We start from the raw sequence: 23359 nt of genomic DNA, 5'->3' as shown, positions 1-23359 counted from the left end.
TAAACGATTTATCTTTATGACTTTATTGCTTTTTCGCTTTTTTGTGTTAAATTAATAATGACCACCTTATAAATAGCTATGAAGGGAGACCTTCATAGCTATTTATTGTACTCGAATATATTACACATATAATTGTTTCTTTTTTGTCCTAAATTGATAAGGATAAGCGGAAAGGACACGCTCAAGTTTAAACGTCCTCACGCACCTCCTCAGATGACAATAGCCTGTTGCTTCATGCTCATTCATACTATGCAATGTCACCAATCGTTGAGTTGTTACATTGTCTTTTGATAAATAAATGATTTCAACTGGCTCCTGCTCAAGTAGTGCTTTCCGCATCATGCTTTGCATAATTGTTCTCTCCTCTATACGATCATTTGTTCTTATTATATGACGAACAAACGTTCCTTACCACTAATTCTAACTATGTCCTCTTGGGTTTTGATTAAAATGCAAAAAAACCCTGCTAAGCAGGGTTATGAACCACTCTCTTTTTCTTTACGATTGCGATAGAATTCATGGAAAAGTTTCATCAAAGCACGCTTTTCTATTCGGGACACATAGCTTCTTGAAATCCCAAGTTGCCTGGCTATTTCACGTTGAGTGAGTTCTTTTTCAAGAGTCAATCCAAAGCGTCCAACAATAACTTCCTTCTCTCTGTCATCAAGGATATGAATATACTCATAGATTTTTTTCTTTTCCATGTTAAGTTGGATAAGTTCTACAATGTCTTCTGTTTCAGCCTTAAGAACATCAATGAGAGAGATTTCATTTCCTTCTTTGTCCTGACCGATCGGATCATGTAAAGAAACATCTTTTTTCGTTTTCTTAAGAGCGCGTAAATGCATCAAAATTTCATTCTCAATACACCTAGCTGCATAGGTTGCTAACTTTGTACCTTTGTCTGTTGAATAGCTCTCTATTGCTTTAATCAGCCCGATTGTACCTATTGAGATTAAATCTTCTGGGTCTTCTCCAGTATTCTCAAACTTTTTCACGATGTGAGCAACTAGCCTTAGATTATGTTCGATGAGGCGATTTCTTGCATCTTCATCTCCTTCTGCCATCAATTCTAAATACTTTCGTTCATCTTTTCTTGAAAGAGGCTGAGGAAAAGCATTGTTCTTAACAAAAGAGACAAAGAAAAGAACTTCCTTACACACGTAAGCAAGCGCTGCCAGTAACGACACATACTCACCTCCCAATTATGGGCTGTTACTTTAATTTAAGTTTATGTATGGACCTACTCGGTTGTGTCTGTCCCGATTAATTCCCATTCCAAAAAAGAAAAAACGCTCCGGATAGCCCGTTGCGTCTAGGATATTACTCACGATTTATTTTCTTTTCTCTCGACCACTTCTCCAGCATAACTTCTTCTCTTAAATAGCGATGATGAGCAGAATTACGGCCATATTTTAATCGGATAATCGCAAAAGTCGTAATTATTCCACCAAGACCGATTAGTTCAAACCATTCCATACCTGCCACACTCCTCTAATGGCAGTGTATTCATCTAGGATATTATTGCTACTCTCTGTTTGTAGTGAGCAACTTCATTAGCGTCGTATCATTTACAATCAAGTCAGAAAGTTGATAGCCATCTAGTACTTCAAAATAAGCTGATAAAGCGTTATGAAGGACATGTTTCAAGCGACATGCAGGACTTATCACACATGTATTGTTCTCCTTATCAAAACACTCAACTAAATTAAAATCTTCTTCTGTGCTTCTTACAACTTCTCCAATATTGATTTCCTCAGGTAGGTGTGCAAGTCGCAAACCACCATTCCTACCTCGAATTGTTTCTATATAGCCCTTTTTCCCAAGCTCATGTGCTACTTTCATTAGATGATTTTTAGATATTTGATAAGCATTTGCGATTTCTTGTATACTGGCTAACTTACCATTCTTCATACTTCCTAGATAAATCAGCATTCTTAGGGAATAGTCTGTATAATTTGTTAAACGCATAATGATTCAGCCTCATTTCACTCCAATGTTCATAGGCCTATTTTATCACATCTCCTAATCCATGGCTTTTCTCTTGCTTTCGTTTAGTTGTGACCATTTCGTTAAAGATGTATTTTATATATTGCTTATAAACCTAACAGCCGATATCATAAAGATATATTATAAATACATCTTATTTTAATGGAGGTTATTTTCATGTTATCAACCAATACCATCACAACGATTAAGTCCACTGTCCCTGTTCTAGAAGTTCACGGTACTGAAATTACAAAACGCTTTTATAACATGCTCTTTAAGAACCATCCTGCACTACTAAATATCTTCAATCATGCGAATCAAAAACAAGGAAGGCAGCAAGAAGCACTTGCTAACGCAGTTTATGCCGCAGCTAAACACATTGATCAATTAGAAGCAATCCTGCCAGTCGTTAAACAAGTAGCTCATAAACACCGAAGTCTTGGTGTTAAACCAGAACATTATCCTATTGTTGGTGAGTACCTCTTAAAAGCCATTAAAGACGTGCTTAAAGATGATGCTACAGATGAAATCTTGCAAGCTTGGGAAGAGGCATATGGAGTCATTGCGAACGTGTTTATTGAAGTTGAAAATGAGATGTATGAAGAAGCTGCTAAACAGCCTGGAGGGTGGGATGAGGAACGCAACTTTGTTGTTGATCGTAAAGAACAGGAAAGTGAAGTTATCACCTCGTTTTATTTAAAACCTGTTGATGGTAAGCCTATCGCTTCATTCAAATCTGGGCAATACATTAGTGTAAAGCTTGAAATTCCTGATGATGAATTTACACATATTCGTCAGTACAGCCTCTCTGACGCGCCTGATAAATCTTACTATCGAATCTCTGTTAAAAAGGAGAAGAACCCTTCTAAACCAGACGGAATTGTTTCTAATTACTTACATGACCATGTAAACATAGGTGATACATTAAGCATTACAGCACCTGCTGGGGATTTCTATTTGGAAGACGAGTCTACCCCTATCGTATTATTGAGCGGAGGTGTTGGAATTACACCAATGCTCAGCATGCTGAAAAGTAGTGTCCTACAAGATAGAAAAACAACCTTTATTCATGCATCACTAAATGGAAGTGTCCATGCGTTTCAAGAGGAAGTGTCGAGCCTCAATCACCCTTCTCTCGAATATTTTGTGTGTTACGAATCTCCTACGCAGGAAGATCACAACAATCGAATTTTTCACAAAGAGGGATTTGTTGATCGCGAGTGGCTGAGTGAGACCCTGTCACTAGAGCCAAATACACACTACTATTTCTGTGGGCCGCTCCAATTTATGAAAGCAGTGAAGGAAGCATTAATCAAACTTGGTGTTGAAGAAAATCAGATGCACTATGAATTCTTTGGTCCAGCGGTAGCACTTCAACAGTCAATGGAATAATAAGGTAAACCTACTTATCAATTAAAAAAAGAAGCGCCTAATTGGCGCTTCTTTACATGCTAATAATAACTTTTCCATTTCGCTCCTTAATATAAGTACTAATTTCATCCCAGTCTTGCTCAAAAGGTATATACGGTACGAAAATTGATTTATGGTTATAGTTATTTTCGATTGCTACAACAGGTGATCCGTTTACTTTTCCGAAATTCACAGTCTTCACAGAGGTGAAAGCCACGCTTCTCCGACTTAACCCCAATAACCTATGTTCAATCCCATACTCTGTCAGCTCAATTCGCTGAGTTCTAATACAAAAGCTTAATAACGCACAATACGAAACATAAATGAGCCCAATCAGCATGAAGGTTTGCCATCGTTCAATTGTTAAATCACCTTTAAACCATAGTAATAGGGTGCCAAAGCAAACAACAATACCATACACGATAGACATGAACAGTTCGATTGCCTTTACTTTCGGGTAATACGTTTTGATTACCTTCATTACATTCACACCTTTACATAGAATGGCTGTGAATCAGATTTTTATTTATCTTAACAAGGTAATCAAATTTTGTATACATTGTTTGAAAATTCTTTTTATTTTATTCCTCTATTTTATATATAGCTAACGATTGCTCCATCACAACGGTTAGGATAGGTTGGAGATCAGGAACAAGCTTTTTCGCATACATCCATGCGTTCTCTTCAATTTTAATGGAAAGTTGATTTCTCTTTTGCTTCTCCATCTTACCTGCTCGTACCATTGATAACTCAAGCAAACTCTGATCGGCTGCGTGACCAAGTTCGTGTGCAAGAATAACCGCAAAGTAATCCATCAATTTCTCTTCAGATCCGAAAAGACGAAAGCACTGTTTTCTTATTTCCTCAAGATAAATTGTAACCCTATTCGTTTCTAACGAATACTTTCCTCCAATCATACGCCTTCCAGGAAAATGATCTTCTACTAAAATGTCCACATCTAATCCCGAAACTTCTTGTAATTTACGAATGATTTGTTGAAAGTGATGTTCTTTCTTTTTCACATTCGATTTCCCCTTCATTGCCGTTAAAATAGCGAAACTCTACAACTAGTTATATTCAAAAAGAAGAGACCTTATTCAGGTCTCTTATCATCCTTATTTCCACCAGTTATCAAAAATGGTAGCAGCCATATTACGCTTATGCCTTGTTTTCACAAAGTGGCCTTCAATTGTCCTTGCAGCTTTCTCATCGACTTCTCTTCCTTCAAGGTAATCGTCTATTTGATCATAGCTTACTCCAAGCGCTTCTTCGTCTGGAAGAGCAGGATGATCATCTTCGAGGTCTGCGGTAGGCACCTTATCAACTAGATGCTCAGGCATGCCAAAATGTTCAAGAATGGCTCTACCCTGCCGTTTATTTAGTCCAAATAAAGGTGTAATATCGCAAGCTCCATCTCCATGCTTCGTATAGAATCCCGTTACAGCTTCTGCTGCATGATCCGTTCCTATGACAAGCTTCTTTTCATCGCCTGCAATGTTGTATTGTGCGACCATACGCTCTCTAGCTTTGTTGTTACCTTTCGTAAAGTCAGTAAGTTCATTTCCTGTTGCTTCTAAATAGGTAGATACCGAAGCATCTACAGCTGGTTTAATATTAATCGTAACCGTTTGATCTGGTTTAATAAACTTTAACGCTGCCTGTGCATCGTCTTCATCTTTTTGTTCTCCGTAAGGAAGTCGTACTGCAATAAACGAGGCTTCCGTTCCTTCTTCACGAAGTTGCTCAACAGCAAGCTGTGCTAATCGACCAGAGAGAGAAGAATCCTGTCCCCCAGAAATCCCGAGAACAAACCCAGTTGTTCCACTTTTTTTGAGATAAGCTTTTAGAAAATCAATCCTCTTATCAACCTCTTCTTTCACATCAATTGAAGGTTTTACACCAAGCTCTTGTACAATTTCTTTTTGTATTTCTCTCATTTCTAGTCACTCCTTTTCTCTAACGCACTTCTTATTTTTATACATTCTGCTCTACTTATCAATACCCATTCACTCATTTCAAAAAACAGGTTGGCGCATCTAACGATTATGTAGAAAGACAGGGAGAACCCTGTCTTATCGGATTAATGATGGATATAGAAACTTTGTTTATATTGGTTTGATTCAATCAAGCCTTTTTTTCGAACAACGTCTAACTCCTGATCAAGCGATTTCCGACTACGCTTAATTGAGACTGTGATTGTAGCAAACAATAGATTTAAAGTCACTCCACTCCACTCCTTTCTTGTTAATTCCTTTCAGGTCAACCCTTTCTCTACGGTCATCCATTCTTGTATCGCTAATTGATTCGGTGCTTTCATTTTCATCTTCCTTTCTAATTTATAATTTTAGAATAACCAGGGCTGATTTTCGGTGATTCGCTCTGTTTTGCGTTCCATTTGCCCCTTCACTCGTACATAATGCTTTTCTTCTCTCATTGTTCTCTCGTGAACACGGATGCCAATCGTTACAAATATTAAGTTTATCGTTAACATGATCATTTCTCCTTTTTAGTTTAAATTAGGATAGCCACATCGAAGCACGGTATCGTTTGCTTTCATCTTCAGCCAAACGATTATGAATTGAGTGCTGATGCAGTTCTGAAGATAAGCTTCTTCTGAAGACGCTCTTCACTCTTGTTATGATCAGTAAATGGAATGGTAGCATGTTAACGACCTCCCTTCTTTTCTATTATTTCAGGGGACCCATTTTCTCCTCTGATATTGCTTTCCAACACTTGTTTTTCCAATGCTCATTTCTTTTCCTCCTCTCAAAATTTGGATACAAAAAGCCACAGGACATGTTCCTGCGGCAAAAAAAGCATAGAAATACCGCAGGCGTCGACCTGCGGCTTTTCAATCCGTTAGTAAAAAAGGATACCCTCTTATAGAGGACCGAGTCGAACAGAGTAGACATATTTAGTTGTAGCAACAGTAGTTAAATCCATTGAAATGTTCACCATTCTGTTCGACCTCCTTTTTTCATATTGTTTTCATAGGTAAGTATATCCATCTCCATTTCCTTTGTAAACCTTTTTTACTAAATTAATCAAATATTTTATTAATACTATCTTTTTCGACAATTATTTACACCCTCACCTTCTATCAGCACTTCACAAGAAAGGAAGAAAGTTCTGTCATGTAGGACATACATATATACAAAGCGGAGGTGAGAACATGCTCAATGTTACGACAATCGTGCTTTTTATCATTGGTTTTCTTGCTATTTTGGGTGTTACAGCTACCATTCAGATTAGCTTGCAAATGAAACAATGGCTAAGAGATATTGAAAATGCCGAACAACAAAGTGAATCAAATTCTTATACTGCTCCTTGGATTCAGAATGTCATGAAAGAATACAAAACTTATCACCTTGCTGGCGTTTCTCAAGTAAACACGCAGGCACTTATTGAAAAACATTTCTTCAAAGAATCCGTTCCACTCTTTGGCTTTGTTCGTGTACCAGCTGGTGGTGTCATGAGATTTATGCAACAACTTCCACCTACCTCCATCATTATCGGAATACTTGGTACGTTCATTGGGTTAACGATGGCGATTTCCTCTATGCAAGAGACGCTCATGTTTTTGTCCCAAAGACCTGATGATGCGAATTTGAACCTCGCTTCTGTGATAGAAGCTATCTCTAGTCCGTTTCAAGGAATGAGTGTAGCGTTCATTACAAGTATCGCAGGAATTGGGAATGCACTCTTTCTAACACTGATCCAGAATGGTGTCTTAACTGGAGGGCGAACAACTGCTTATTATTTAGAAAAAATTATATCAGACTGTGAATCTCTTCTTGATCACAACCTGAATGCAAGTCTATCTCAAGAAAAGCCTCATGACGAAATGGAGCGTATCTTAGACCGTTTAGCAGGGCGAATTCAAGATAGTTTTCAAGAAACACTTGGTGATTTCTCCTCTAGTATGGTTCACTTCACTTCTGGGTTGGATCAAGCTATGAAGGAAGTTCAAGCGATTTTAACTTCTCAACGAACCTATACAGAACAATTTTCGAATAGCACTTCTACACTCGAAACTTTTAGTATCAAGCTTCAAGAATCTTTTACCCAATTAGACGGCGTACAAGAAAAAGCTACTAATGGTATTCTTGAGCTAGGAAACAAACTGAAAACGCTAGAGAATCAGCTTCAAGCGCTATCAAGGCATCATGAGACTGGACAACGCAAGTTCGAACAGCTTGTGCAACGTTCTGATCAGCTAATAAAAGAAACGCAGAAAAAGGCGGAGGAAACAGGTCAGAATTATTTAAGAGGACTTGATGAACAAATGCAGCGGTATCAGGGTTCACAAGAAGAACTTGAACGTCGCGTTCACCAAATGCAGGATGAATGGTATTATCGTTATCAAGATAAACAGAATCAATATGGAAGAGCGTCGCAGGATTTTGCAGAGTCCGTTTCCCAACTAGAGAAAGCATGGTATACATCGCTTGATAAGATCAAACGTGAAGCTCTTGAACCTATTATTCATAAAATGGAACGTGATCAGCCTCTTCAGCACGAGATGAGGTCGCTATCGAACAGTCTAGACTCCCTGTATCAGGGCCTTGCTCGCGAACTAAAAGATATTCAACATCAACTCTCTGAATCCTATCAGCTTCAACTTCGGCTGTATGAGGAACAAGTAAGAAGACAATCACCAACTCAGCCTATGCCATCTCGAATAATCAGTGATAACCGATGAAGAATAGAAAGAGAAGATTTCAGATACAAAGTGATGAAGAGCATTATTGGCCAAGTTTCGCTGATATGATGGCAATGATCGTTCTTGTTATGCTTTTCATTGCCATCATTGCTTTTGTTCAGATGATTTATGACGCTTATGATCAAACGGTAATGAAGCAAGAACTCGCAAAAGTCGCGGATGTTAAAAAACATATTAGTGATTTAATAGAAAACCAGCTTGAGGAAAATGTAGGGAAAGATCAAGTTGTTCGTGGTCCCAATAATACGATATCTGTTGAGGGAGATATTTTATTCGATACTGGTAGTGCTGAAATTAGTCCAGAAGGCAAAAAAGTACTTAACGACTTAGCAGATGTATTTGCCAATTTAATAGATGAAAAAGACATTAGCCAATATCTATATATCATTCTAATTGAAGGTCATACAGATAAAGTCCCTTATGATAATTGGACACTTTCAGCGGACCGTTCCGTTGCGGTTGTAAAAGAATTAATGAAAGCAAATCCGCGACTTTCAACACCTGATTATGCAAAGTACCTCGCCGCAACAGGTTATTCTGAATATAAGCCTGTTATTGCTGAAAATACAAATGAAGCTTATAAGAAAAATCGACGCATCTCTTTTCAAATTATTCTCGACGATGAAAAGTGGCAAGGACGTCTAAAAGAAATCATGACGTATTAAACACATACACTTATCTCATGATTACCATACAATAAGAGCCACTTCCTAATGGAAGTGGCTCTTTATAACTAACTTATTTACTTATATCTTCATGTTCATTTAATTTTCTCTGAATGGCTATTGCACGTGAATAGAAAAATAGTGCAATACCTACTAGAAGAAAGCCTCCACCAGTCAAAATGAGCGTTCCACCGTCTGACTTCCCTTCAACTGGAAGAAAAGACCCAATGTATAAGAAAACACTTAAACTAAGCAAAACAAACGCGAAACGTTTATAATCTGTCATTTTTTCATGAAGTTGCTTCATAACGCGCTCACCTCTCCTACCTCTTATTCTATCATATGAAAGGATGCATGGAGAGATGTAACTCTTACCAGTTGATGGACACGCCTATGTTTTTGATAAAGGCTCTTTTCTAATAGATTGTGTGCTTTGAAATAATTATTGAGTAAAAAACCACACTTATCTAATTGGAGCGGAAGGATGCTCGACTCCTGCGGGACTAGCGGGACCGGTGAGACCCCACAGAAGCGTTAGCGACGAGGAGGCTCAAGCGTTCCGCCCCGCTATCTACTATCCTAAAGCTTTTGATAAATCCTCAATAAGATCATCTGCATCTTCAAGTCCTACAGAAATACGAACGAGCCCTTCTGTAATACCAAGCTCCTCTCGGCGATCCTTTGGAATAGAAGCGTGAGTCATTCTTGCTGGTACTGAAATCAAGCTTTCAACCGCGCCTAAGCTTTCAGCAAGAGTGAAATACTTCACTTTGCTTAACAGGTCATCTGCTTTTTCAGCACTGCCGATATCGAATGATACCATACCACCAAAGCCTCTAGACTGATTCACCGAAATATCATTACCTGGATGAGTACTTAAACCAGGATAATAAATTTTTTCTACAGCTGGATGAGTACTTAAGAACTTCACGATTTTTGCAGTGTTCTTCTCATGCTCTTCCATACGGACACCAAGCGTTTTCAAACCTCGAATGAGTAACCATGAGTCTTGTGGCCCTAGAATCGCGCCAGCAGAGTTTTGCACAAAATGAACTTCTTCTGCAAGCTCTTTTGAATTGACGACAACAAGACCAGCAACTACATCACTATGCCCACCTAGATATTTGGTCGCTGAATGAAGTACAATGTCAGCGCCATGATCGATCGGGTTTTGCCAATATGGTGTGTTAAATGTATTATCAACGATCGATAAGAGATTGTTCTCTTTAGCAAGGTTAGAAATCGCTTGAATATCGGTTACTTTCAGCAAAGGATTCGTTGGTGTTTCAACATAGATAGCTTTTGTATTTTCTTGAATCGCTTCTTTTACAACATTAAGATCTGTTGTGTCTACAAATGTCGATTCAATCCCAAGACGATTTAACACCTTCGTCATAACACGATATGTTCCACCATATACATCATCAGTCATAACTACATGATCGCCTGATTTAAATAGCATCATAACTGAAGAGATAGCGGCCATGCCTGAACCAAACGCAAAGCCTGCAACACCATTCTCAAGGTCCTTAATTAGCTCCTCAAGTGCATTTCGTGTCGGATTACCAGTACGTGAATACTCATAACCGTTGAACTTCCCAACAGCTTCTTGTTTATATGTGCTAACTTGGTAAATAGGAACCGATACCGCGCCTGTATGTGGGTCTCCGGTAATACCTCCGTGAATTAGCTTTGTCTTTGGCTTCATTGCTTAAATGCCTCCCTGATAAATCTTCTTACTTAAGTATCTTTCACTACTATCTGGAAATATGGTTGCTATATTTGTGCCAGGTTTGGCTTGCCTCGCTTCAATTAGTGCAGCTTCAAGTGCCGCACCTGAAGAGCTTCCCACTAGAAGTCCTTCCTTCTCAGCAAGTTCCTTTACCCTTCTAAAAGCCACCTCATCTGTTACTGTATGAATTCCATCAAAATAAGCATCATCCATGTAGTCAGGTAGAAATTCCATCCCAATCCCTTCTGTTTTGTGTGGACAAGATTCTCCCCCGTTAAGGATGGATCCTTCAGGTTCAACAATAACAGTCCGGATATCCTCATTTTGTTCTTTCAAATACCGCGCAGTCCCCATGAAAGTGCCACCTGTCCCTGCACCAGCTACGAAAACATTTAATTCACCGTCCAATTGATTGAAAAGCTCTGGACCAAGTGTTTTGTAATAGGTAAGAGGATTTGCAGGATTACCAAATTGCTGTGGCATGTAGGAATTTGGCAGACCATGATGAAGCTCTTTAGCCTTCGCAATTGCACCTTTCATTCCAAGTTCAGTAGGCGTATTAACAATTTGTGCACCTAGGGCTCTCATTAAATCCTGTTTCTCCATACTGAACTTCTCAGGAACGACGAACATCACTTTGTACCCTCGATTTACTGCCGCGAGGGCTAAGCCGATACCAGTATTTCCTGCAGTTGGTTCAATGAATGTTCCACCCGGTGCTATTCGATTACAATCAATCGCATCCTGCAGTAATTCTTGACCTAAGCGGTCTTTAATACTACCTCCCGGGTTATAGAACTCAAGCTTCGCGAATAGCCGAACCCCCTCAGGTAAATCAAAATGATGGAGCTCGATTACCGGAGTACGGCCGACGAGCTCGTGCACATTATTATAGATTTCCATTGAGTATGACCTTCCTATTCAGCGAAGACGATATGCCATTCATCACGATATGAGAGCATCTCGTCTGCAATTTCTTTTGCTCCTTCTAAACTATGATTTGCAGCCCATCCGCACTGTACTTCGTTGCATGCAGGGACTTCATCTGCGTTAAGAACGTCTTGAAGCGTTTTCTCTAGTACTTCTAGAATTTCATCGTAGTTAGAATGATTTAATACGGCTAAGTAGAAACCAGTCTGACAACCCATAGGACCAATATCCACTACGTTTTCCATATGATTACGAATGTTCTCTGCCATTAGATGTTCAATGGAGTGGAGTCCGGCCATTTCCATATGTGCTTTGTTTGGTTGTTTAAAGCGAATATCATACTTATAAATTTCATCACCATTAGGACCTTTTGTAACACCTACAAGACGTACATAAGGGGCAGCAACTTTTGTGTGATCTAGATTAAAACTTTCTACGTTCATTTTTTTAGCCATTCTTTCTCAACTCCTCCACTAGATTTAAGATAAGATTTGCTGAATTAATGGAAGCTGTGTCTAGAAACTCTTCAAATGAGATGTTAGATTCCTTACCAGCTATGTCAGATAAAGAGCGTATTATTACAAAAGGAGTGCCGAATTGATAGCAAACCTGAGCAATAGCCCCAGCTTCCATTTCAGCAGCATCAAGATTCGTAAGTTTTGACCTAACATAATCTACTCGATCTGCGTCATTCATGAATGAATCGCCAGTCGCGATCATCCCTTTAATCACTTGATGCTCTGTTACTTTCTCTGCACTTCTTTCAGCAGCTTCAACAAGCATTGTGTCCGGTTCGTAAAGAGCCGGCATTTGTGGAACCTGGCCGTATTCGTAACCAAATATAGTCGCATCTACATCGTGGTAACGAACCTCACTAGAAATGACGATATCGCCTACTTTAAGATTTGGATTAAATCCACCTGCAGATCCTGTGTTTAGAATATAATCTGGTTTAAATAGTTGATTCATGAGTGTTGTTCCGATGGCAGCGTTCACTTTACCAATCCCTGATTTAAGGAGAACAATATCCTGCCCATCAATACGACCTGTAGTGAATTCTGATCCTGCGATAATTTGTTCCTCGCGGTCATCTAGGCGATCCCGCAAAATTCTAACTTCTTCCTCCATAGCTCCAATAATACCGATCTTCATAATGTACTCCTTTACCTGTTCAAATTTTGACTGCCTCCATCAACCAAACAAAATCATTTAGTTGAGTGAAGGTTACTTGAAACCCGTGCTTTTGAAACAATTCCTCTAGCACTGGAATCGTTGTGTAGTACTCAGTTTGTAGATCTTGAAGTAAATTCAAATAACCTTTTGCCTTCACATGTTGTTGCATTTGTAATTTAGCATTCTCATCTTGGAATACTGTGTCCGCAAATACAATTTTATCATTTTGAGCCAGCAGTTGGCTATATTTGTGAATGCCCTTATCTTTCTCTTCATCTGTTAGGTGATGAAATGCATACGTACTCACGATCGTTTGAACAGGTGAAGAAAGTTTTGGAAAGTTCATAAAATCACCATCGTAAATTGTTAATGATGGTAAACGTTCACTGGCTTTTTCCCTCATTGCTTTCGATGGTTCCACACCTGTTACGGTCAGCCCATTTTTAAGTAATAATGAAGTTAAGTTTCCAGTTCCAACTCCAAATTCAAGAACATGACCTGAGGAAGTTTGAGCAACTGCAGACAGAATACCATCATACCCTTTAAAAACATCTCGGTATTCTTCATCCTGACCTGAAACTGTCGTATCGTATGAATCAGCCCAGCGCTCAAACAAATCAATAAACTCTCTTCCCATTACTTTCACATCGCTTTCTTTGTTTTAATTCATACTATTAAGGTATGAATAATATGCATTATAGTTCTAACTTATCACATTCTTTTTCGATTATCAATTTGTCTGTTTTAACAAATATGTGTAAACTGTTACGTGGATAGATTAGAAGGAGGCAACAAAATGAGTTTTTCACTCGAACGTATCGATGATAAAGTAGAATTTTTTGAAGGCTTTTCTCTTGAAGAAATTGAGAAGAAAATTCAAATACAGATTGATAACAATCGTGCTTTACTTCTTCAAGTGCACAATGTTCAGCATCATTCTGTTACACACGAGAAAACAGGTCACCCTTACTATTCAGCAGTTGTTCATTTTAAGGCAAAGTAAAAAAAGAAGGCAAAATCCAGATATCTGGATTTTGCCTTCTTTATTATTATTTCTTGGTAGCACTTACTGCTTTCCAACCCTTTTCGTCTACCCATTCAAGCTCTACGTAATATTTTGTGTCATTAACCCCTTTTTGACTTACTGTTGCTTTTGATTTTTGGGGACCACCATTTCCACCTAACCAATGAACGACCATATCTTCAGGAGGAAATCCAGTTACAGACTCCACTGCTCGTAGCTTTTCATTCCAATCTACACTACCTTTATCGTAACTTGATGCATGGTTTTCACTTTTAGACTGCGAAGTACCTACAGGTTCCCATGGACCCTCAAGGTTCGGTTCGCCTGGCTTTTGTTCAGCTTGTTCATCTTCTTTGTCTTCTTTTTCTTTGTCTTTATTTTCTTCCTTAGTCTTATCTTCTTCAGCACTTTCTTCGTCCGTACTATCTTGATCAGCTGATTTTGAGTTATTCGACTCTGAATCTTCTGAGTCCGCTTCATCAGAAGTAACGGCATCTTCACTACTATTCGATTCTTCGTTTGTATCAGATTGAGCTGTTTGCTGATCTTGACTTACCGTTTGCTCTGGACTATCTCCAAAAAAGAAGATGTTTGCAACGAGTACTAGAATTACCGCAAGCACAATTCCAATTAAACTGTTTAATACTATATTTTGTTTTCTCTTTGAATGACGGTCACCATATCGCGATCTCACGCCCATCCACTCCTCTATTTAACTGTTGTTCTTATTCTATCATCTCTAAAGGATTCGTAGAAGGCTTGACTTTTATTTCGTAATTATCTCTCATTTTTATATAGCTGCGTAACAATCTTTGAAAAAGCCTCATATACTCGATATTGCTTTTCTTTTCGTTCAAAGTCTACCACTACAAGCGCATAACGAGGCGAATCGTATGGAAAATATCCTGCAAACCACTGATGATCATATGGAACGTTCTCACCAAGCTCTGCAGTTCCAGATTTCCCAGCAACATCAAAAGGCAAATCACTCAAATAAGAGCGGCCTGTTCCACTTACGACTACTTCTCGTAGTGATTGTTGAAGAGATTTTACTACTTTGTTAGATAATTGATCTTTACCAGCACTTTTTTCATTAAAACTTAAAAATGTTGAGTGATTTCTATACAGAATGTCACTTACCACTCTTACTTGTTTCGGCTCTCCTCCTCTAGCAATTGTAGACATCATATTTGCGATGGCTAGCGGACTCAGCTTCACATTTAACTGACCGATCGCCGTTTGATCGATCGCTTTCTTCACTGATTTATCTTTCTCACTCTTAAAGAAAACAGGATTCGATTCGTCAGGAAATTGTTTAAAATCTTCATAATGATAAAGCAGATCTTCCCATCCAACGGTCGAACCAATACCAAGTTTCTCTGCTGTCTTCTCCATAAAGTTAGGGTCCTTTTTGATTAATTCTTCGGCAAGCTCTGTAAAGGCTGCATTACAACTTACCGCAAAACTGTTTTTCAGATTTAACGTGCCTAGTTCTCGATTTCCTGGTCCATCTCGGTATAAATTCCTATCACAATCAAATGTTCGACTTGTAGAAACTCCTTGTTCATATGCAGCAGCTAAAACAACGGTTTTGAAAACAGAACCCGGAAAATAACCTTTTAACATCTGATTTACTGCACCAGCCCCCAGTGGATCTTCTGTATTGAATAGGGGTCGGCTAACCATTCCAGAAAGATTGTTTGTTTCAATATCGATTAATACAGCTCCACCATTTGTAATACCTGACTCATCAACTGCTCGTTCTAAAGCATTTTGAATGTCTAAATCAAGTGTTGTCTTAATTTGAAGTGGGTAGAATGAATCTGATGTAGAGAACATTTTCACATCAAGTCCTAGTAAAGGATTTCCTTGTCGATCAGCATGATAAAGAAGAGTTGTATCTCCTTCAGATAGTAGAAATGGATCAAACGCTAATTGCAGACCAGAAATGCCTATTTTTGTATTTTCATCAATCAATCCTTCATCCCATTTGTCTGGATACTTTGATTTAACAAGTTCAGGGTTCGGTCTCACACTACCAATAACGTGACCTGCTAACTGTCCTTCCACACCCGGTTTAAATACGGCGTAAACGCCAGGTGTACTTAATTGATTGATTTTCTCCATCTCTTGTACGGATAGACCTGTCTTATAGATGAAAGGCTGTTTTTTACCTTCAAAAGCTTTCTCCAGTTTATTAGGAGATTCATTAACAATTGATGCGACTACTTCAATCGGCCACTCTCTATCCTTTAGAAAAGGAAAAAGAACAAGAGATGGGGTGGTGTCACTCAATGGTGTACCATTTTTATCAAGCAATGTTCCTCTACCATCATCAAGCACATATGATTGTGTACGCTGATTGATGCTCGCCTCAATAAGGTTTATATTTTGTTTGGAATAGGATTCTGTTTCAATTATTTGAAGTTGGACAAGACGACCGATCAGAATTAGGAATCCACATAAAAACAATATTCCAATTCCCTTCATCCTTTTCCTTCTCATATGTTTCACCTCTATATGAGTTTCGACCGATGTCCCACTTTTCAAACTCACAACAAAAAAAGACAGCCAATATGGCTGTCTCTTCATCTGACTACTATTTACTTAACTTCTAGAATTTCTACTCGAATCTCGCCACCTGGAGTTTGAACATTAACTTTCTCTCCAATTTGACGACCTAGTAGGCTTCTTGCCATTGGAGAATCGTTTGAAATCTTGCCTTCAAATGGATCCGCCTCAGCACTACCTACGATAATATATTCTTCTTCATCACCATCAGGAATTTCAACGAATTTAACACGTTTCCCGATTGAAACAACACTAGAAGCACTGTTATCTTCTTCAATTATTTCTGCGTTACGAATCATATTTTCAACAGTTGTGATGCGCGCTTCAACAAACGCCTGTTCATCTTTTGCAGCGTCATATTCAGAGTTCTCAGAAAGATCTCCAAAGCTTCGAGCTATTTTAATACGCTCAACAACTTCTTTTCTTTTTTCTGTTTTAAGAAGGTCAAGCTCCTTCTCAAGTTTCTCTTTCCCATCCTGGGTCATATAATATTTTTTATCCTCTGCCATTTCTTTCACTCCTTCATCAATTAGGGGCATTTATCGTAATAAACTGTATGAAAAAAAGAGGTAATTATACCTCGTTTTATCCTTATAGCATTGCTTTTTCTTCAAGTATTGTATGAATCTTTGTAACCATCAGATCAATTGCGACTCTGTTCTGGCCACCCTCTGGAACAATAATATCAGCATAACGCTTAGTCGGTTCAATAAACTGTAGGTGCATTGGTCGGACTACTGATGTATACTGTTCTACAACAGAATCAAGTGTTCTTCCTCTGTCTCGTATGTCCCGTACCATTCTTCTTAATATTCTTAGATCTGAATCAGTATCCACGAATAACTTAATATCCATCAAATCGCGAAGACGTTCATCTTCAAGAATAAGGATACCTTCCAAAATAATGACATCTTTTGGTTCGACAGGGATAATTTTATCAGATCTTGTGTGAACTGTATAGTCATAGACAGGTTTTTGAATCGAGTTGTATAACATCAACTCTTTAACATGTTCAATTAGTAGGTCATTGTCAAAAGCGAGTGGGTGATCGTAATTCGTTCCTAATCGCTCTGGCATTGATTTCTCACTTTGATCTTTATAATAAGAGTCTTGTTCAATGACAAGAACTGATTGATCAGCAAATTGTTTAAATATCTCTCTCGTTACGGTGGTTTTTCCGGAACCAGAACCTCCGGCAACTCCAATTACAACAGGTCTATTAACCATAATCCTTCCCCTTCTATTATAGAAAAACCGCTCGTACGATCGCACGTCGGTTTTCCTTCATCATGAGTTTAATCGCTGACTGACAGCAAGTCCATCTCCAACAGGATAGATCGTTGTGTCCAAATCAGGATGAGACATTAAAAATTCATTATAATGACGAAGCTTCTTAACCATAGATCTGAAGCGTTTCTCTTGTATCTCTTCTTCAGCTACCATACCTCGAAACAAAATATTATCAGAAAGGACAATCCCTTGTTCTTCTACAACGTCAAAAAATTCATCAAAGAACCGCTTGTACTGCCCTTTAGCTGCGTCAATAAATAACGCTTGATACGGTCCAAAACGCTTAAGCTCATCGGCGAGCTCAAATGCATCTCCATATAAAATTGTAATGCGTTCTGAGTATCCTGCTTTTTCAATATTTGCTACCGCTTCTCTATAACGCGTTTCATCACGTTCTACGGTAATAATAGTCGTATCAGGCAGTAAATCAGCCATCCTTATCGCTGAGTAGCCGATCGCTGCTCCAATTTCCAAAATGAGGTCAGGCTTTTTAAAAGACAAAAGCTGTAGCATCACTGCAAGACTTGTCTGCTCCATAATGGGAACATTATTCTCTATAGCATACACTTCCATCTCTTTTACTAATCCTTCTCGTTTTGGTCGCAAAGATTCCAGATATTGTTCAACATGATCGGATATCATGATTGGTCCTCCTTCATGTAACCCGAATAATTTTATCATAATTGAAAGGGGAATGGTAGCCTATCTCTCCATTCCCCATAAATTTTCATTCTTCTTTTTGCTCTTCTTCTTTCTTCTTATAATACTCTTCCCACTCATTCTTATATTTAGCCACTTTTTTATTGTGCTCGGCATTTGTTTTTGAGAAGAGAGTCTCACCGCTCGGACGAGCATAGAAATAAAGTGCATCTGTATCAGCAGGCTCAATAGCAGATACAATAGAAGATTCACCAGGATTTGCAATCGGGCCAACAGGAAGACCTTTTACCGTATACGTATTATAAGGTGACTCTCGGTCAAGGTCTTTTTGAGTAATTTCACCTGATTGCTTACCTCTAGCGTAAACTACGGTAGGGTCAGTCTGTAAAATCATGTCTTCTTCTAGTCTATTGTAAAATACTTTTGAAATCTTCGTGCGATCTGCCTCAGCAGATGCCTCTTCTTCAATAATTGAAGCTAGCGTCATCATCTCATGAATAGAGTAATCACGATCTTCTATTTCAGATCGATAAGCTCCCAGAACTCGATCAGTTTTGTCTAACATTTCCTTTACTACTTTCTCGACTGAAGGCTCTTCTACAAAATCATATGTTGCTGGGAAAAGATAACCTTCTAGTGGATGACGTATATCATCTTGAAGTACATCGTCAGTTAAGAACCAGTATTCATTGATTAATGCCTGTACATACTCTTCATCATCTAGTTGATTCATGACATCTTCTTGCTCTAAATCTAATTCCTTTGCAATTCGAGCAGCGATGTCTTCAAGCCAGATTCCTTCAGGAACAGATATTTTTGCCACTGCGTCTTTCATTACTTTCCCGCTTTTCATGATTGAGATAATTTCATCCATTGTCATCGAAGGGGAAAGCTCATAGTCACCAGCTTGAAAACCGCTCTCGTTTTTGTATTTAACGTAATAGCGAAACGCGGTACCGTCCTTGATTATTCCCTCTTCTTCAAGCGTATTACCGATTGAGGAAGTTGATGAGCCGATCGGAATTGTAACAGTCATACTCTCATTGCTATCAGGTTTAACAGGCTCAAGAATATTTTTCATGTAGAAATAACCACCTGTAATAACGGCAGCCACCGTTATGGTCAAAAGCAATAAAATAATAAATACGATTTTTCGTACAGTTTGATTCTCATTCTGGCGCTTCAATAGCTTCTCATTATATAAGTCTTTAAAATCAGACAACGCCGTGGCCCCCTTTCACTCTTTCCTATTATACTATAAGTCGACATATTATCAGCAGTAATGCCAACCTTCGTCAATTTTTCTCCATTATGTATTATACAAGTTCCCCTTGAAGCTTTGTAGTCATTTCCTAAAAATCGGTAACTTTTTCACAAAAGAAAAAAGCTACCGATGCTCTCACCGGTAGCTTCTTAATGCTATTATTCGTCGCCTTCTTCTTCCTCTTCAGAGAAAGTGTTAAGCATTTCTTCAACGATTTCCCATTCCTTATCTGACTCGATAGGGAATAATTTGTAGTCACGTTCTTCATTGTCTTCTTCTTCGTAACGAAAAGCGTAGACTTCTACTTCGTCTTCACTATCCGCTTGGTCAGCAGGGACGACTGTCATATAAGAATGTCCATTCTCTTCTACATCGAAAGTAAAGAGAACTTCAAATAGATGCTCATCACCGTTTTCGTCTGGAATGATAATGCGTTCTTTTTCCTCCATGTTTTTCACCTCATTAATTTTGCTTGCTGTCTAAGTATCCTTGCAGAATCATAACAGCAGCCATTTTGTCGATTACTTTTTTGCGCTTTTTGCGGCTTACATCGGCACTAATTAACATTCGCTCAGCAGCGACGGTCGTTAGACGTTCATCCCACATTTGAATAGGTAAATCAGTATGTTCTCCAATCAAATCAGCGAATGCCATACACGCCTCTCCACTTGGACCGATTGAACCATTCATATTCTTCGGGAGTCCAACAACAATCTTGCTGACATCATTCCCTTTAATGATTTCCATTAAACGATCAGGAATAACATCTTGTGCTTCAGGATCACGTTTCACCGTTTCTAATCCTTGAGCGGTCCACCCCATTGCATCGCTAAGCGCAACGCCAATTGTTTTCGTGCCAACATCCAAACCAAGTGTTTTCATGCTGTCTCCTTATCCTTGATGATGAGTCAGATACGATTTAACCAGCTCTTCAATCAATTCGTCGCGTTCAAGCTTACGAATTAAACTTCTCGCATCATTGTGTCTCGGAATGTAAGCCGGATCGCCAGAAAGGAGATAACCCACAATCTGGTTAATCGGATTGTAGCCCTTTTCTTGAAGAGCGCTATAGACGGTGAGCAACACTTCCTGGACATCGTGATTGTATGCGTCGTCTGGAAAATTAAACTTCATTGTTTTGTCCATCGAACTCATTCCTTACACCTCTTTCTCCGATCCCCATCTAGAATCGTAACTAGTCAACTAACCTTATTGTACACTAATGAAACCAAATTAGGAAATGGATTTGACCCAATCTGCTGTGTATGCGAGTGCCTCATCCAACTTTTCAGGATTTTTACCACCAGCTTGTGCCATGTCGGGGCGTCCTCCACCTCCGCCACCACAGCGAGTAGCAAGTTCCTTGATAAGTTTCCCTGCATGATAACCTTCTTTAATTAGATCGTCTGTGATTCCTGCAGCAAGCTGAACTTTTCCGTCTACACCACTACCTAATACGACTATGACGCTTCCTAGTTGAGATTTCAAATCATCAACAATACTACGTAAATTGTTCATGTCTGTATCAATTCGTTTCGCTACAACCTTAACGCCATCGATTTCTTGCACATCGCTTGCCATTTGTTTTGCTTCTACATTCGCTAGCTTCGATGTTAGTGAATCATTTTGTCGTTGTAGATCTCGAATTTGACCTAGTAGTGCTTCTGTACGAGATGGAACGTCCTTCACATTTGATTTTAACAAGTCAGCGGTGTTTTTCAAAATCGACACTTGCTGATTTAGCACCTCGTATGCTCCCTCACTTGTTACAGCTTCAATTCTTCGCGTACCTGCTCCAATTCCTGACTCAGAAAGAACCTTAAAGAGACCAATTTCAGCAGTATTTTGTACGTGAGTTCCGCCACACAATTCAAGGCTATAGTCCCCAACACTAACAACTCTTACAGTATCTCCATATTTCTCACCAAATAAAGCCATTGCACCCATTGCTTTTGCTTCTTCGATTGGTTTAACCATTGTATTCACTGAGATATTAGCCCAAATCTGATCATTTACGCGTTTTTCAATCTCTTCAAGTTCACTAGATGAAATCTGACCAAAGTGAGAGAAATCAAAGCGCAAACGTTCTGAGCCAACTAGTGAACCAGCTTGGTTAACATGGTCTCCAAGAACATCCTTTAATGCCTGATGCAGTAGGTGAGTTGCGGTATGATTCTTAACAATTGCCGAACGATTTGTTCGATTAATTTCTGCAATAACTTTTGCACCTGTTTGAATGGATCCTGATTCAACAACTGCTGTATGCACATGCTGACCATTTGGTGCTTTCTGTACATCCGTGACACGAAGCTGTACATCTTCACCACGAATGACACCAGGATCTGCAACCTGTCCACCGCTTTCTGCGTAGAAAGGTGTTTGCTGTAAAATGACTTGAACTTCATCACCTTCGGTTGCTTCTTCAGTAAGGTCTTTGTTCTTCACTATAGCAACAACTTCTGTATGAATCGAACGCTCTTCATATCCAACAAAATCACTTGCAACTGAAATGTCGCCTAGTGCACCACCCTGAACTTGCATAGAGCCTGTGTCCTGACGTGCATCTCGCGCACGCTTTCGCTGCATACCCATTTCTTCTTCAAAACCAGTACGGTCGATTTCCAAACCTTCTTCTTCTGCATACTCTTCAGTTAATTCAACTGGGAAACCATACGTATCGTAAAGACGGAATACATCACTACCAGAAATCATTGTGTTTCCAGCTTCTTTCTCTTTCTTGATAATGTCAGAAAGAATCGCAAGACCTTCATTGAGTGTCTCATAGAAACGATCTTCTTCATTCTTAATTACTTTCTGAATGAATTCTTTCTTTTCGTTCACTTCTGGATAGAATTCTTTCATGATGTCCCCAACTACAGGTACAAGCTCATACATGAAAGGACGATTTATTCCAATCTGCTTCGCGAATCGAACAGCTCGACGGAGAAGTCTTCGTAAGACATAACCTCTACCTTCATTTGATGGAAGAGCACCATCACCAATAGCGAAAGTTACAGTACGAATATGATCCGCCACTACTTTGAATGCAGTATCTCCTTCTCTAGAATCACCGTATTTCACATCAGCCATTCGTTCTGTTTCACGAATCGTTGGCAAGAAAAGATCTGTATCGTAGTTTGTCTTTGCATCCTGGATAACAGAAACCATTCGCTCTAGTCCCATGCCGGTATCAATATTTTTCTTTGGAAGCGGAGTATACGTTCCATCAGGGTTATGATTGAATTGGGAGAACACAAGATTCCAAATCTCTAAATAACGTTCGTTCTCTCCCCCAGGGTAAAGCTCTTCTTCTGGATCTTCTGCTCCGTATTCTTCGCCTCTATCATAGAATATTTCCGTATTCGGACCACTTGGACCTTCACCAATATCCCAGAAGTTCCCTTCAAGGCGAATAATTCTTTCTTCAGGCAGACCGATTTTCTCACTCCAAATTGTATAAGCTTCCTCATCCTCAGGGTGAATCGTCACGGATAATTTGTCAGCATCAAACCCGATCCAGTCCTTGCTAGTGAGGAACTCCCATCCCCAATCAATCGCTTCCTCTTTAAAGTAATCACCAATTGAAAAGTTTCCTAGCATTTCGAAGAATGTATGGTGCCTTGCCGTCTTTCCAACATTCTCAATATCATTTGTACGAATTGATTTCTGTGCGTTCACAATCCTCGGATTATCCGGCGTTACACGTCCATCGAAATACTTTTTAAGCGTAGCTACACCACTATTAATCCAAAGAAGCGTCGGATCTTCGTGTGGAACAAGTGAAGCACTTGGCTCAACCGAATGGCTTTTTTCTTTAAAGAAATCAAGAAACATTTGTCTTACATCAGCTGAAGTTAGCTCTTTCATAAAACATCCTCCTTAAATTGGTTTTAACGAAAATTCATCCGAGGGGTGTGACCTTTTTTGC

Annotated in this window: 29 protein-coding genes and 1 pseudogene; 4 read left to right on the top strand and 26 right to left on the bottom strand. The window is 39.1% G+C overall.

The annotated features are described in order from the left end of the window. Positions 1-120 precede the first annotated feature (120 nt). The 4 genes from AB986_RS17255 to AB986_RS17245 all read right to left on the bottom strand — a co-directional run bounded on the left by AB986_RS17255 (position 121) and on the right by AB986_RS17245 (position 1971). A complete protein-coding gene (locus tag AB986_RS17255) occupies positions 121-351 on the bottom strand; it encodes a WYL domain-containing protein (RefSeq protein WP_048312725.1) in 231 nt (76 codons plus the stop codon). 125 nt (positions 352-476) lie between these two features. Beyond that, positions 477-1190, bottom strand: coding sequence for an RNA polymerase sporulation sigma factor SigK (gene sigK / locus AB986_RS17250; RefSeq protein ID WP_048312723.1), 714 nt, complete (start codon positions 1188-1190; stop codon positions 477-479). A gap of 133 nt (positions 1191-1323) precedes the next feature. Further along, positions 1324-1479: a hypothetical protein gene (locus AB986_RS22485; protein ID WP_161797400.1), complete on the bottom strand. Its 156-nt coding sequence runs from the start codon at positions 1477-1479 to the stop codon at positions 1324-1326. Between the two features lie 48 nt (positions 1480-1527). Beyond that, on the bottom strand, positions 1528-1971 hold the full coding sequence (locus AB986_RS17245; RefSeq protein ID WP_048312721.1) for an Rrf2 family transcriptional regulator: 444 nt from the start codon (positions 1969-1971) through the stop codon (positions 1528-1530). A gap of 195 nt (positions 1972-2166) precedes the next feature. Here AB986_RS17245 and hmpA point away from each other — a divergent pair, with 195 nt between their 5' ends. Beyond that, entirely contained in the window at positions 2167-3381 is a 1215-nt protein-coding gene (gene hmpA, locus AB986_RS17240) for an NO-inducible flavohemoprotein (protein WP_048312718.1), read from the top strand. 52 nt (positions 3382-3433) lie between these two features. Here the strand turns inward: hmpA and AB986_RS17235 are convergent, their stop codons facing one another. From AB986_RS17235 to AB986_RS22470, 6 genes are all read right to left on the bottom strand, one after another. Continuing rightward, positions 3434-3880 carry a hypothetical protein gene (locus tag AB986_RS17235; protein WP_048312717.1) on the bottom strand — a complete coding sequence of 149 codons (447 nt, stop codon included), beginning with the start codon at positions 3878-3880 and terminating at the stop codon, positions 3434-3436. 100 nt (positions 3881-3980) lie between these two features. Continuing rightward, complete coding sequence (locus AB986_RS17230; protein ID WP_053216233.1) at positions 3981-4421, bottom strand: hypothetical protein; 441 nt, start codon at positions 4419-4421, stop codon at positions 3981-3983. Between the two features lie 93 nt (positions 4422-4514). Further along, positions 4515-5327, bottom strand: a complete 813-nt coding sequence (gene nadE / locus AB986_RS17225) for an ammonia-dependent NAD(+) synthetase (RefSeq protein WP_048312958.1) — start codon at positions 5325-5327, stop codon at positions 4515-4517. 152 nt (positions 5328-5479) lie between these two features. Further along, the gene (locus AB986_RS22480) at positions 5480-5623 is read right to left on the bottom strand and encodes a hypothetical protein (protein WP_161797399.1); all 144 of its coding nucleotides are present in this window, start codon (positions 5621-5623) and stop codon (positions 5480-5482) included. A 120-nt stretch (positions 5624-5743) separates the two neighbouring features. Further along, entirely contained in the window at positions 5744-5890 is a 147-nt protein-coding gene (locus AB986_RS22475; RefSeq protein WP_161797398.1) for a hypothetical protein, read from the bottom strand. Between the two features lie 25 nt (positions 5891-5915). Continuing rightward, positions 5916-6062, bottom strand: a complete 147-nt coding sequence (locus AB986_RS22470; RefSeq protein WP_161797397.1) for a hypothetical protein — start codon at positions 6060-6062, stop codon at positions 5916-5918. Between the two features lie 509 nt (positions 6063-6571). Between AB986_RS22470 and AB986_RS17220 the strand changes: the two genes are divergently transcribed. Together AB986_RS17220 and AB986_RS17215 are read left to right on the top strand one after the other, a co-directional pair. Next, positions 6572-8101: a hypothetical protein gene (locus AB986_RS17220; protein ID WP_048312714.1), complete on the top strand. Its 1530-nt coding sequence runs from the start codon at positions 6572-6574 to the stop codon at positions 8099-8101. Next, on the top strand, positions 8098-8787 hold the full coding sequence (locus AB986_RS17215) for an OmpA/MotB family protein (RefSeq protein WP_048312712.1): 690 nt from the start codon (positions 8098-8100) through the stop codon (positions 8785-8787). Before AB986_RS17220 ends, AB986_RS17215 begins: the two co-directional genes overlap by 4 nt. Before the next feature lie 73 nt (positions 8788-8860). Here AB986_RS17215 and AB986_RS17210 read toward each other — a convergent pair whose 3' ends face one another. The 6 genes from AB986_RS17210 to AB986_RS17185 form a co-directional block, all read right to left on the bottom strand. Next, positions 8861-9094, bottom strand: a complete 234-nt coding sequence (locus AB986_RS17210; RefSeq protein WP_048312711.1) for a YrhC family protein — start codon at positions 9092-9094, stop codon at positions 8861-8863. A 267-nt stretch (positions 9095-9361) separates the two neighbouring features. After that, on the bottom strand, positions 9362-10495 hold the full coding sequence (locus tag AB986_RS17205; protein WP_048312709.1) for a bifunctional cystathionine gamma-lyase/homocysteine desulfhydrase: 1134 nt from the start codon (positions 10493-10495) through the stop codon (positions 9362-9364). Positions 10496-10498: 3 nt separating this feature from the next. After that, the gene (locus AB986_RS17200) at positions 10499-11422 is read right to left on the bottom strand and encodes a PLP-dependent cysteine synthase family protein (RefSeq protein ID WP_048312707.1); all 924 of its coding nucleotides are present in this window, start codon (positions 11420-11422) and stop codon (positions 10499-10501) included. Positions 11423-11436: 14 nt separating this feature from the next. Then, positions 11437-11904 (bottom strand): S-ribosylhomocysteine lyase, encoded by a 468-nt coding sequence (locus tag AB986_RS17195; protein ID WP_048312706.1) that lies wholly within the window; start codon positions 11902-11904, stop codon positions 11437-11439. Continuing rightward, the gene (gene mtnN, locus AB986_RS17190; protein ID WP_048312704.1) at positions 11897-12601 is read right to left on the bottom strand and encodes a 5'-methylthioadenosine/S-adenosylhomocysteine nucleosidase; all 705 of its coding nucleotides are present in this window, start codon (positions 12599-12601) and stop codon (positions 11897-11899) included. Before mtnN ends, AB986_RS17195 begins: the two co-directional genes overlap by 8 nt. Before the next feature lie 19 nt (positions 12602-12620). After that, positions 12621-13259: a class I SAM-dependent DNA methyltransferase gene (locus AB986_RS17185; RefSeq protein WP_048312702.1), complete on the bottom strand. Its 639-nt coding sequence runs from the start codon at positions 13257-13259 to the stop codon at positions 12621-12623. Between the two features lie 159 nt (positions 13260-13418). Here AB986_RS17185 and AB986_RS17180 point away from each other — a divergent pair, with 159 nt between their 5' ends. Then, positions 13419-13625: a DUF2536 family protein gene (locus AB986_RS17180; RefSeq protein ID WP_048312700.1), complete on the top strand. Its 207-nt coding sequence runs from the start codon at positions 13419-13421 to the stop codon at positions 13623-13625. A 46-nt stretch (positions 13626-13671) separates the two neighbouring features. On the opposite strand, the gene AB986_RS17175 is transcribed toward AB986_RS17180, so the two are convergent. The 10 genes and pseudogenes from AB986_RS17175 to alaS all read right to left on the bottom strand — a co-directional run bounded on the left by AB986_RS17175 (position 13672) and on the right by alaS (position 23298). Further along, positions 13672-14340 carry a YrrS family protein gene (locus AB986_RS17175; protein ID WP_053216232.1) on the bottom strand — a complete coding sequence of 223 codons (669 nt, stop codon included), beginning with the start codon at positions 14338-14340 and terminating at the stop codon, positions 13672-13674. Between the two features lie 83 nt (positions 14341-14423). Continuing rightward, positions 14424-16151 carry a peptidoglycan D,D-transpeptidase FtsI family protein gene (locus AB986_RS17170; protein WP_048312696.1) on the bottom strand — a complete coding sequence of 576 codons (1728 nt, stop codon included), beginning with the start codon at positions 16149-16151 and terminating at the stop codon, positions 14424-14426. A gap of 98 nt (positions 16152-16249) precedes the next feature. Next, positions 16250-16726, bottom strand: a complete 477-nt coding sequence (gene greA / locus AB986_RS17165; protein WP_048312694.1) for a transcription elongation factor GreA — start codon at positions 16724-16726, stop codon at positions 16250-16252. Positions 16727-16808: 82 nt separating this feature from the next. Next, complete coding sequence (gene udk, locus AB986_RS17160) at positions 16809-17447, bottom strand: uridine kinase (RefSeq protein ID WP_201779290.1); 639 nt, start codon at positions 17445-17447, stop codon at positions 16809-16811. 57 nt (positions 17448-17504) lie between these two features. Beyond that, positions 17505-18149: an O-methyltransferase gene (locus AB986_RS17155; RefSeq protein WP_048312690.1), complete on the bottom strand. Its 645-nt coding sequence runs from the start codon at positions 18147-18149 to the stop codon at positions 17505-17507. A gap of 85 nt (positions 18150-18234) precedes the next feature. Further along, positions 18235-19389: an endolytic transglycosylase MltG gene (mltG, locus tag AB986_RS17150; protein WP_048312689.1), complete on the bottom strand. Its 1155-nt coding sequence runs from the start codon at positions 19387-19389 to the stop codon at positions 18235-18237. Positions 19390-19613: 224 nt separating this feature from the next. Beyond that, positions 19614-19889 (bottom strand): annotated as a pseudogene (locus AB986_RS17145) (DUF1292 domain-containing protein); the annotation flags it as partial. Between the two features lie 4 nt (positions 19890-19893). Further along, the gene (gene ruvX, locus AB986_RS17140; RefSeq protein WP_048312685.1) at positions 19894-20313 is read right to left on the bottom strand and encodes a Holliday junction resolvase RuvX; all 420 of its coding nucleotides are present in this window, start codon (positions 20311-20313) and stop codon (positions 19894-19896) included. Between the two features lie 9 nt (positions 20314-20322). Next, positions 20323-20586 (bottom strand): IreB family regulatory phosphoprotein, encoded by a 264-nt coding sequence (locus AB986_RS17135; RefSeq protein ID WP_048312684.1) that lies wholly within the window; start codon positions 20584-20586, stop codon positions 20323-20325. A gap of 78 nt (positions 20587-20664) precedes the next feature. Beyond that, entirely contained in the window at positions 20665-23298 is a 2634-nt protein-coding gene (gene alaS / locus AB986_RS17130; RefSeq protein ID WP_048312682.1) for an alanine--tRNA ligase, read from the bottom strand. Positions 23299-23359 lie beyond the last annotated feature (61 nt).

The sequence above is a fragment of the Guptibacillus hwajinpoensis genome (assembly GCF_001039475.1).
GTDB lineage: Bacteria > Bacillota > Bacilli > Bacillales > Guptibacillaceae > Guptibacillus > Guptibacillus hwajinpoensis.
Note: the sequence above shows the minus strand (reverse complement) of the source record. Positions and strands in the feature narration are given on the sequence as shown.

Bases quoted from the DNA above. Each gene is read 5' to 3' on its own strand.
- AB986_RS17205 (WP_048312709.1), bottom strand. From the start codon at position 10,495: ATGAAGCCAAAGACAAAGCTAATTCACGGAGGTATTACCGGAGACCCA.
- AB986_RS17245 (WP_048312721.1), bottom strand. From the start codon at position 1,971: ATGCGTTTAACAAATTATACAGACTATTCCCTAAGAATGCTGATTTAT.
- AB986_RS17200 (WP_048312707.1), bottom strand. From the start codon at position 11,422: ATGGAAATCTATAATAATGTGCACGAGCTCGTCGGCCGTACTCCGGTA.
- AB986_RS17135 (WP_048312684.1), bottom strand. From the start codon at position 20,586: ATGAGTTCGATGGACAAAACAATGAAGTTTAATTTTCCAGACGACGCA.
- AB986_RS17235 (WP_048312717.1), bottom strand. From the start codon at position 3,880: ATGAAGGTAATCAAAACGTATTACCCGAAAGTAAAGGCAATCGAACTG.
- AB986_RS17210 (WP_048312711.1), bottom strand. From the start codon at position 9,094: ATGAAGCAACTTCATGAAAAAATGACAGATTATAAACGTTTCGCGTTT.
- alaS (WP_048312682.1), bottom strand. From the start codon at position 23,298: ATGAAAGAGCTAACTTCAGCTGATGTAAGACAAATGTTTCTTGATTTC.
- hmpA (WP_048312718.1), top strand. From the start codon at position 2,167: ATGTTATCAACCAATACCATCACAACGATTAAGTCCACTGTCCCTGTT.
- AB986_RS17180 (WP_048312700.1), top strand. From the start codon at position 13,419: ATGAGTTTTTCACTCGAACGTATCGATGATAAAGTAGAATTTTTTGAA.
- AB986_RS17185 (WP_048312702.1), bottom strand. From the start codon at position 13,259: ATGGGAAGAGAGTTTATTGATTTGTTTGAGCGCTGGGCTGATTCATAC.
- mtnN (WP_048312704.1), bottom strand. From the start codon at position 12,601: ATGAAGATCGGTATTATTGGAGCTATGGAGGAAGAAGTTAGAATTTTG.
- AB986_RS22475 (WP_161797398.1), bottom strand. From the start codon at position 5,890: ATGTTAACGATAAACTTAATATTTGTAACGATTGGCATCCGTGTTCAC.
- AB986_RS17215 (WP_048312712.1), top strand. From the start codon at position 8,098: ATGAAGAATAGAAAGAGAAGATTTCAGATACAAAGTGATGAAGAGCAT.
- AB986_RS17170 (WP_048312696.1), bottom strand. From the start codon at position 16,151: ATGAGAAGGAAAAGGATGAAGGGAATTGGAATATTGTTTTTATGTGGA.
- AB986_RS17255 (WP_048312725.1), bottom strand. From the start codon at position 351: ATGCAAAGCATGATGCGGAAAGCACTACTTGAGCAGGAGCCAGTTGAA.
- AB986_RS17195 (WP_048312706.1), bottom strand. From the start codon at position 11,904: ATGGCTAAAAAAATGAACGTAGAAAGTTTTAATCTAGATCACACAAAA.
- AB986_RS17220 (WP_048312714.1), top strand. From the start codon at position 6,572: ATGCTCAATGTTACGACAATCGTGCTTTTTATCATTGGTTTTCTTGCT.
- greA (WP_048312694.1), bottom strand. From the start codon at position 16,726: ATGGCAGAGGATAAAAAATATTATATGACCCAGGATGGGAAAGAGAAA.
- AB986_RS22485 (WP_161797400.1), bottom strand. From the start codon at position 1,479: ATGGAATGGTTTGAACTAATCGGTCTTGGTGGAATAATTACGACTTTT.
- AB986_RS17155 (WP_048312690.1), bottom strand. From the start codon at position 18,149: ATGATATCCGATCATGTTGAACAATATCTGGAATCTTTGCGACCAAAA.
- AB986_RS22470 (WP_161797397.1), bottom strand. From the start codon at position 6,062: ATGCTACCATTCCATTTACTGATCATAACAAGAGTGAAGAGCGTCTTC.
- ruvX (WP_048312685.1), bottom strand. From the start codon at position 20,313: ATGAAAACACTTGGTTTGGATGTTGGCACGAAAACAATTGGCGTTGCG.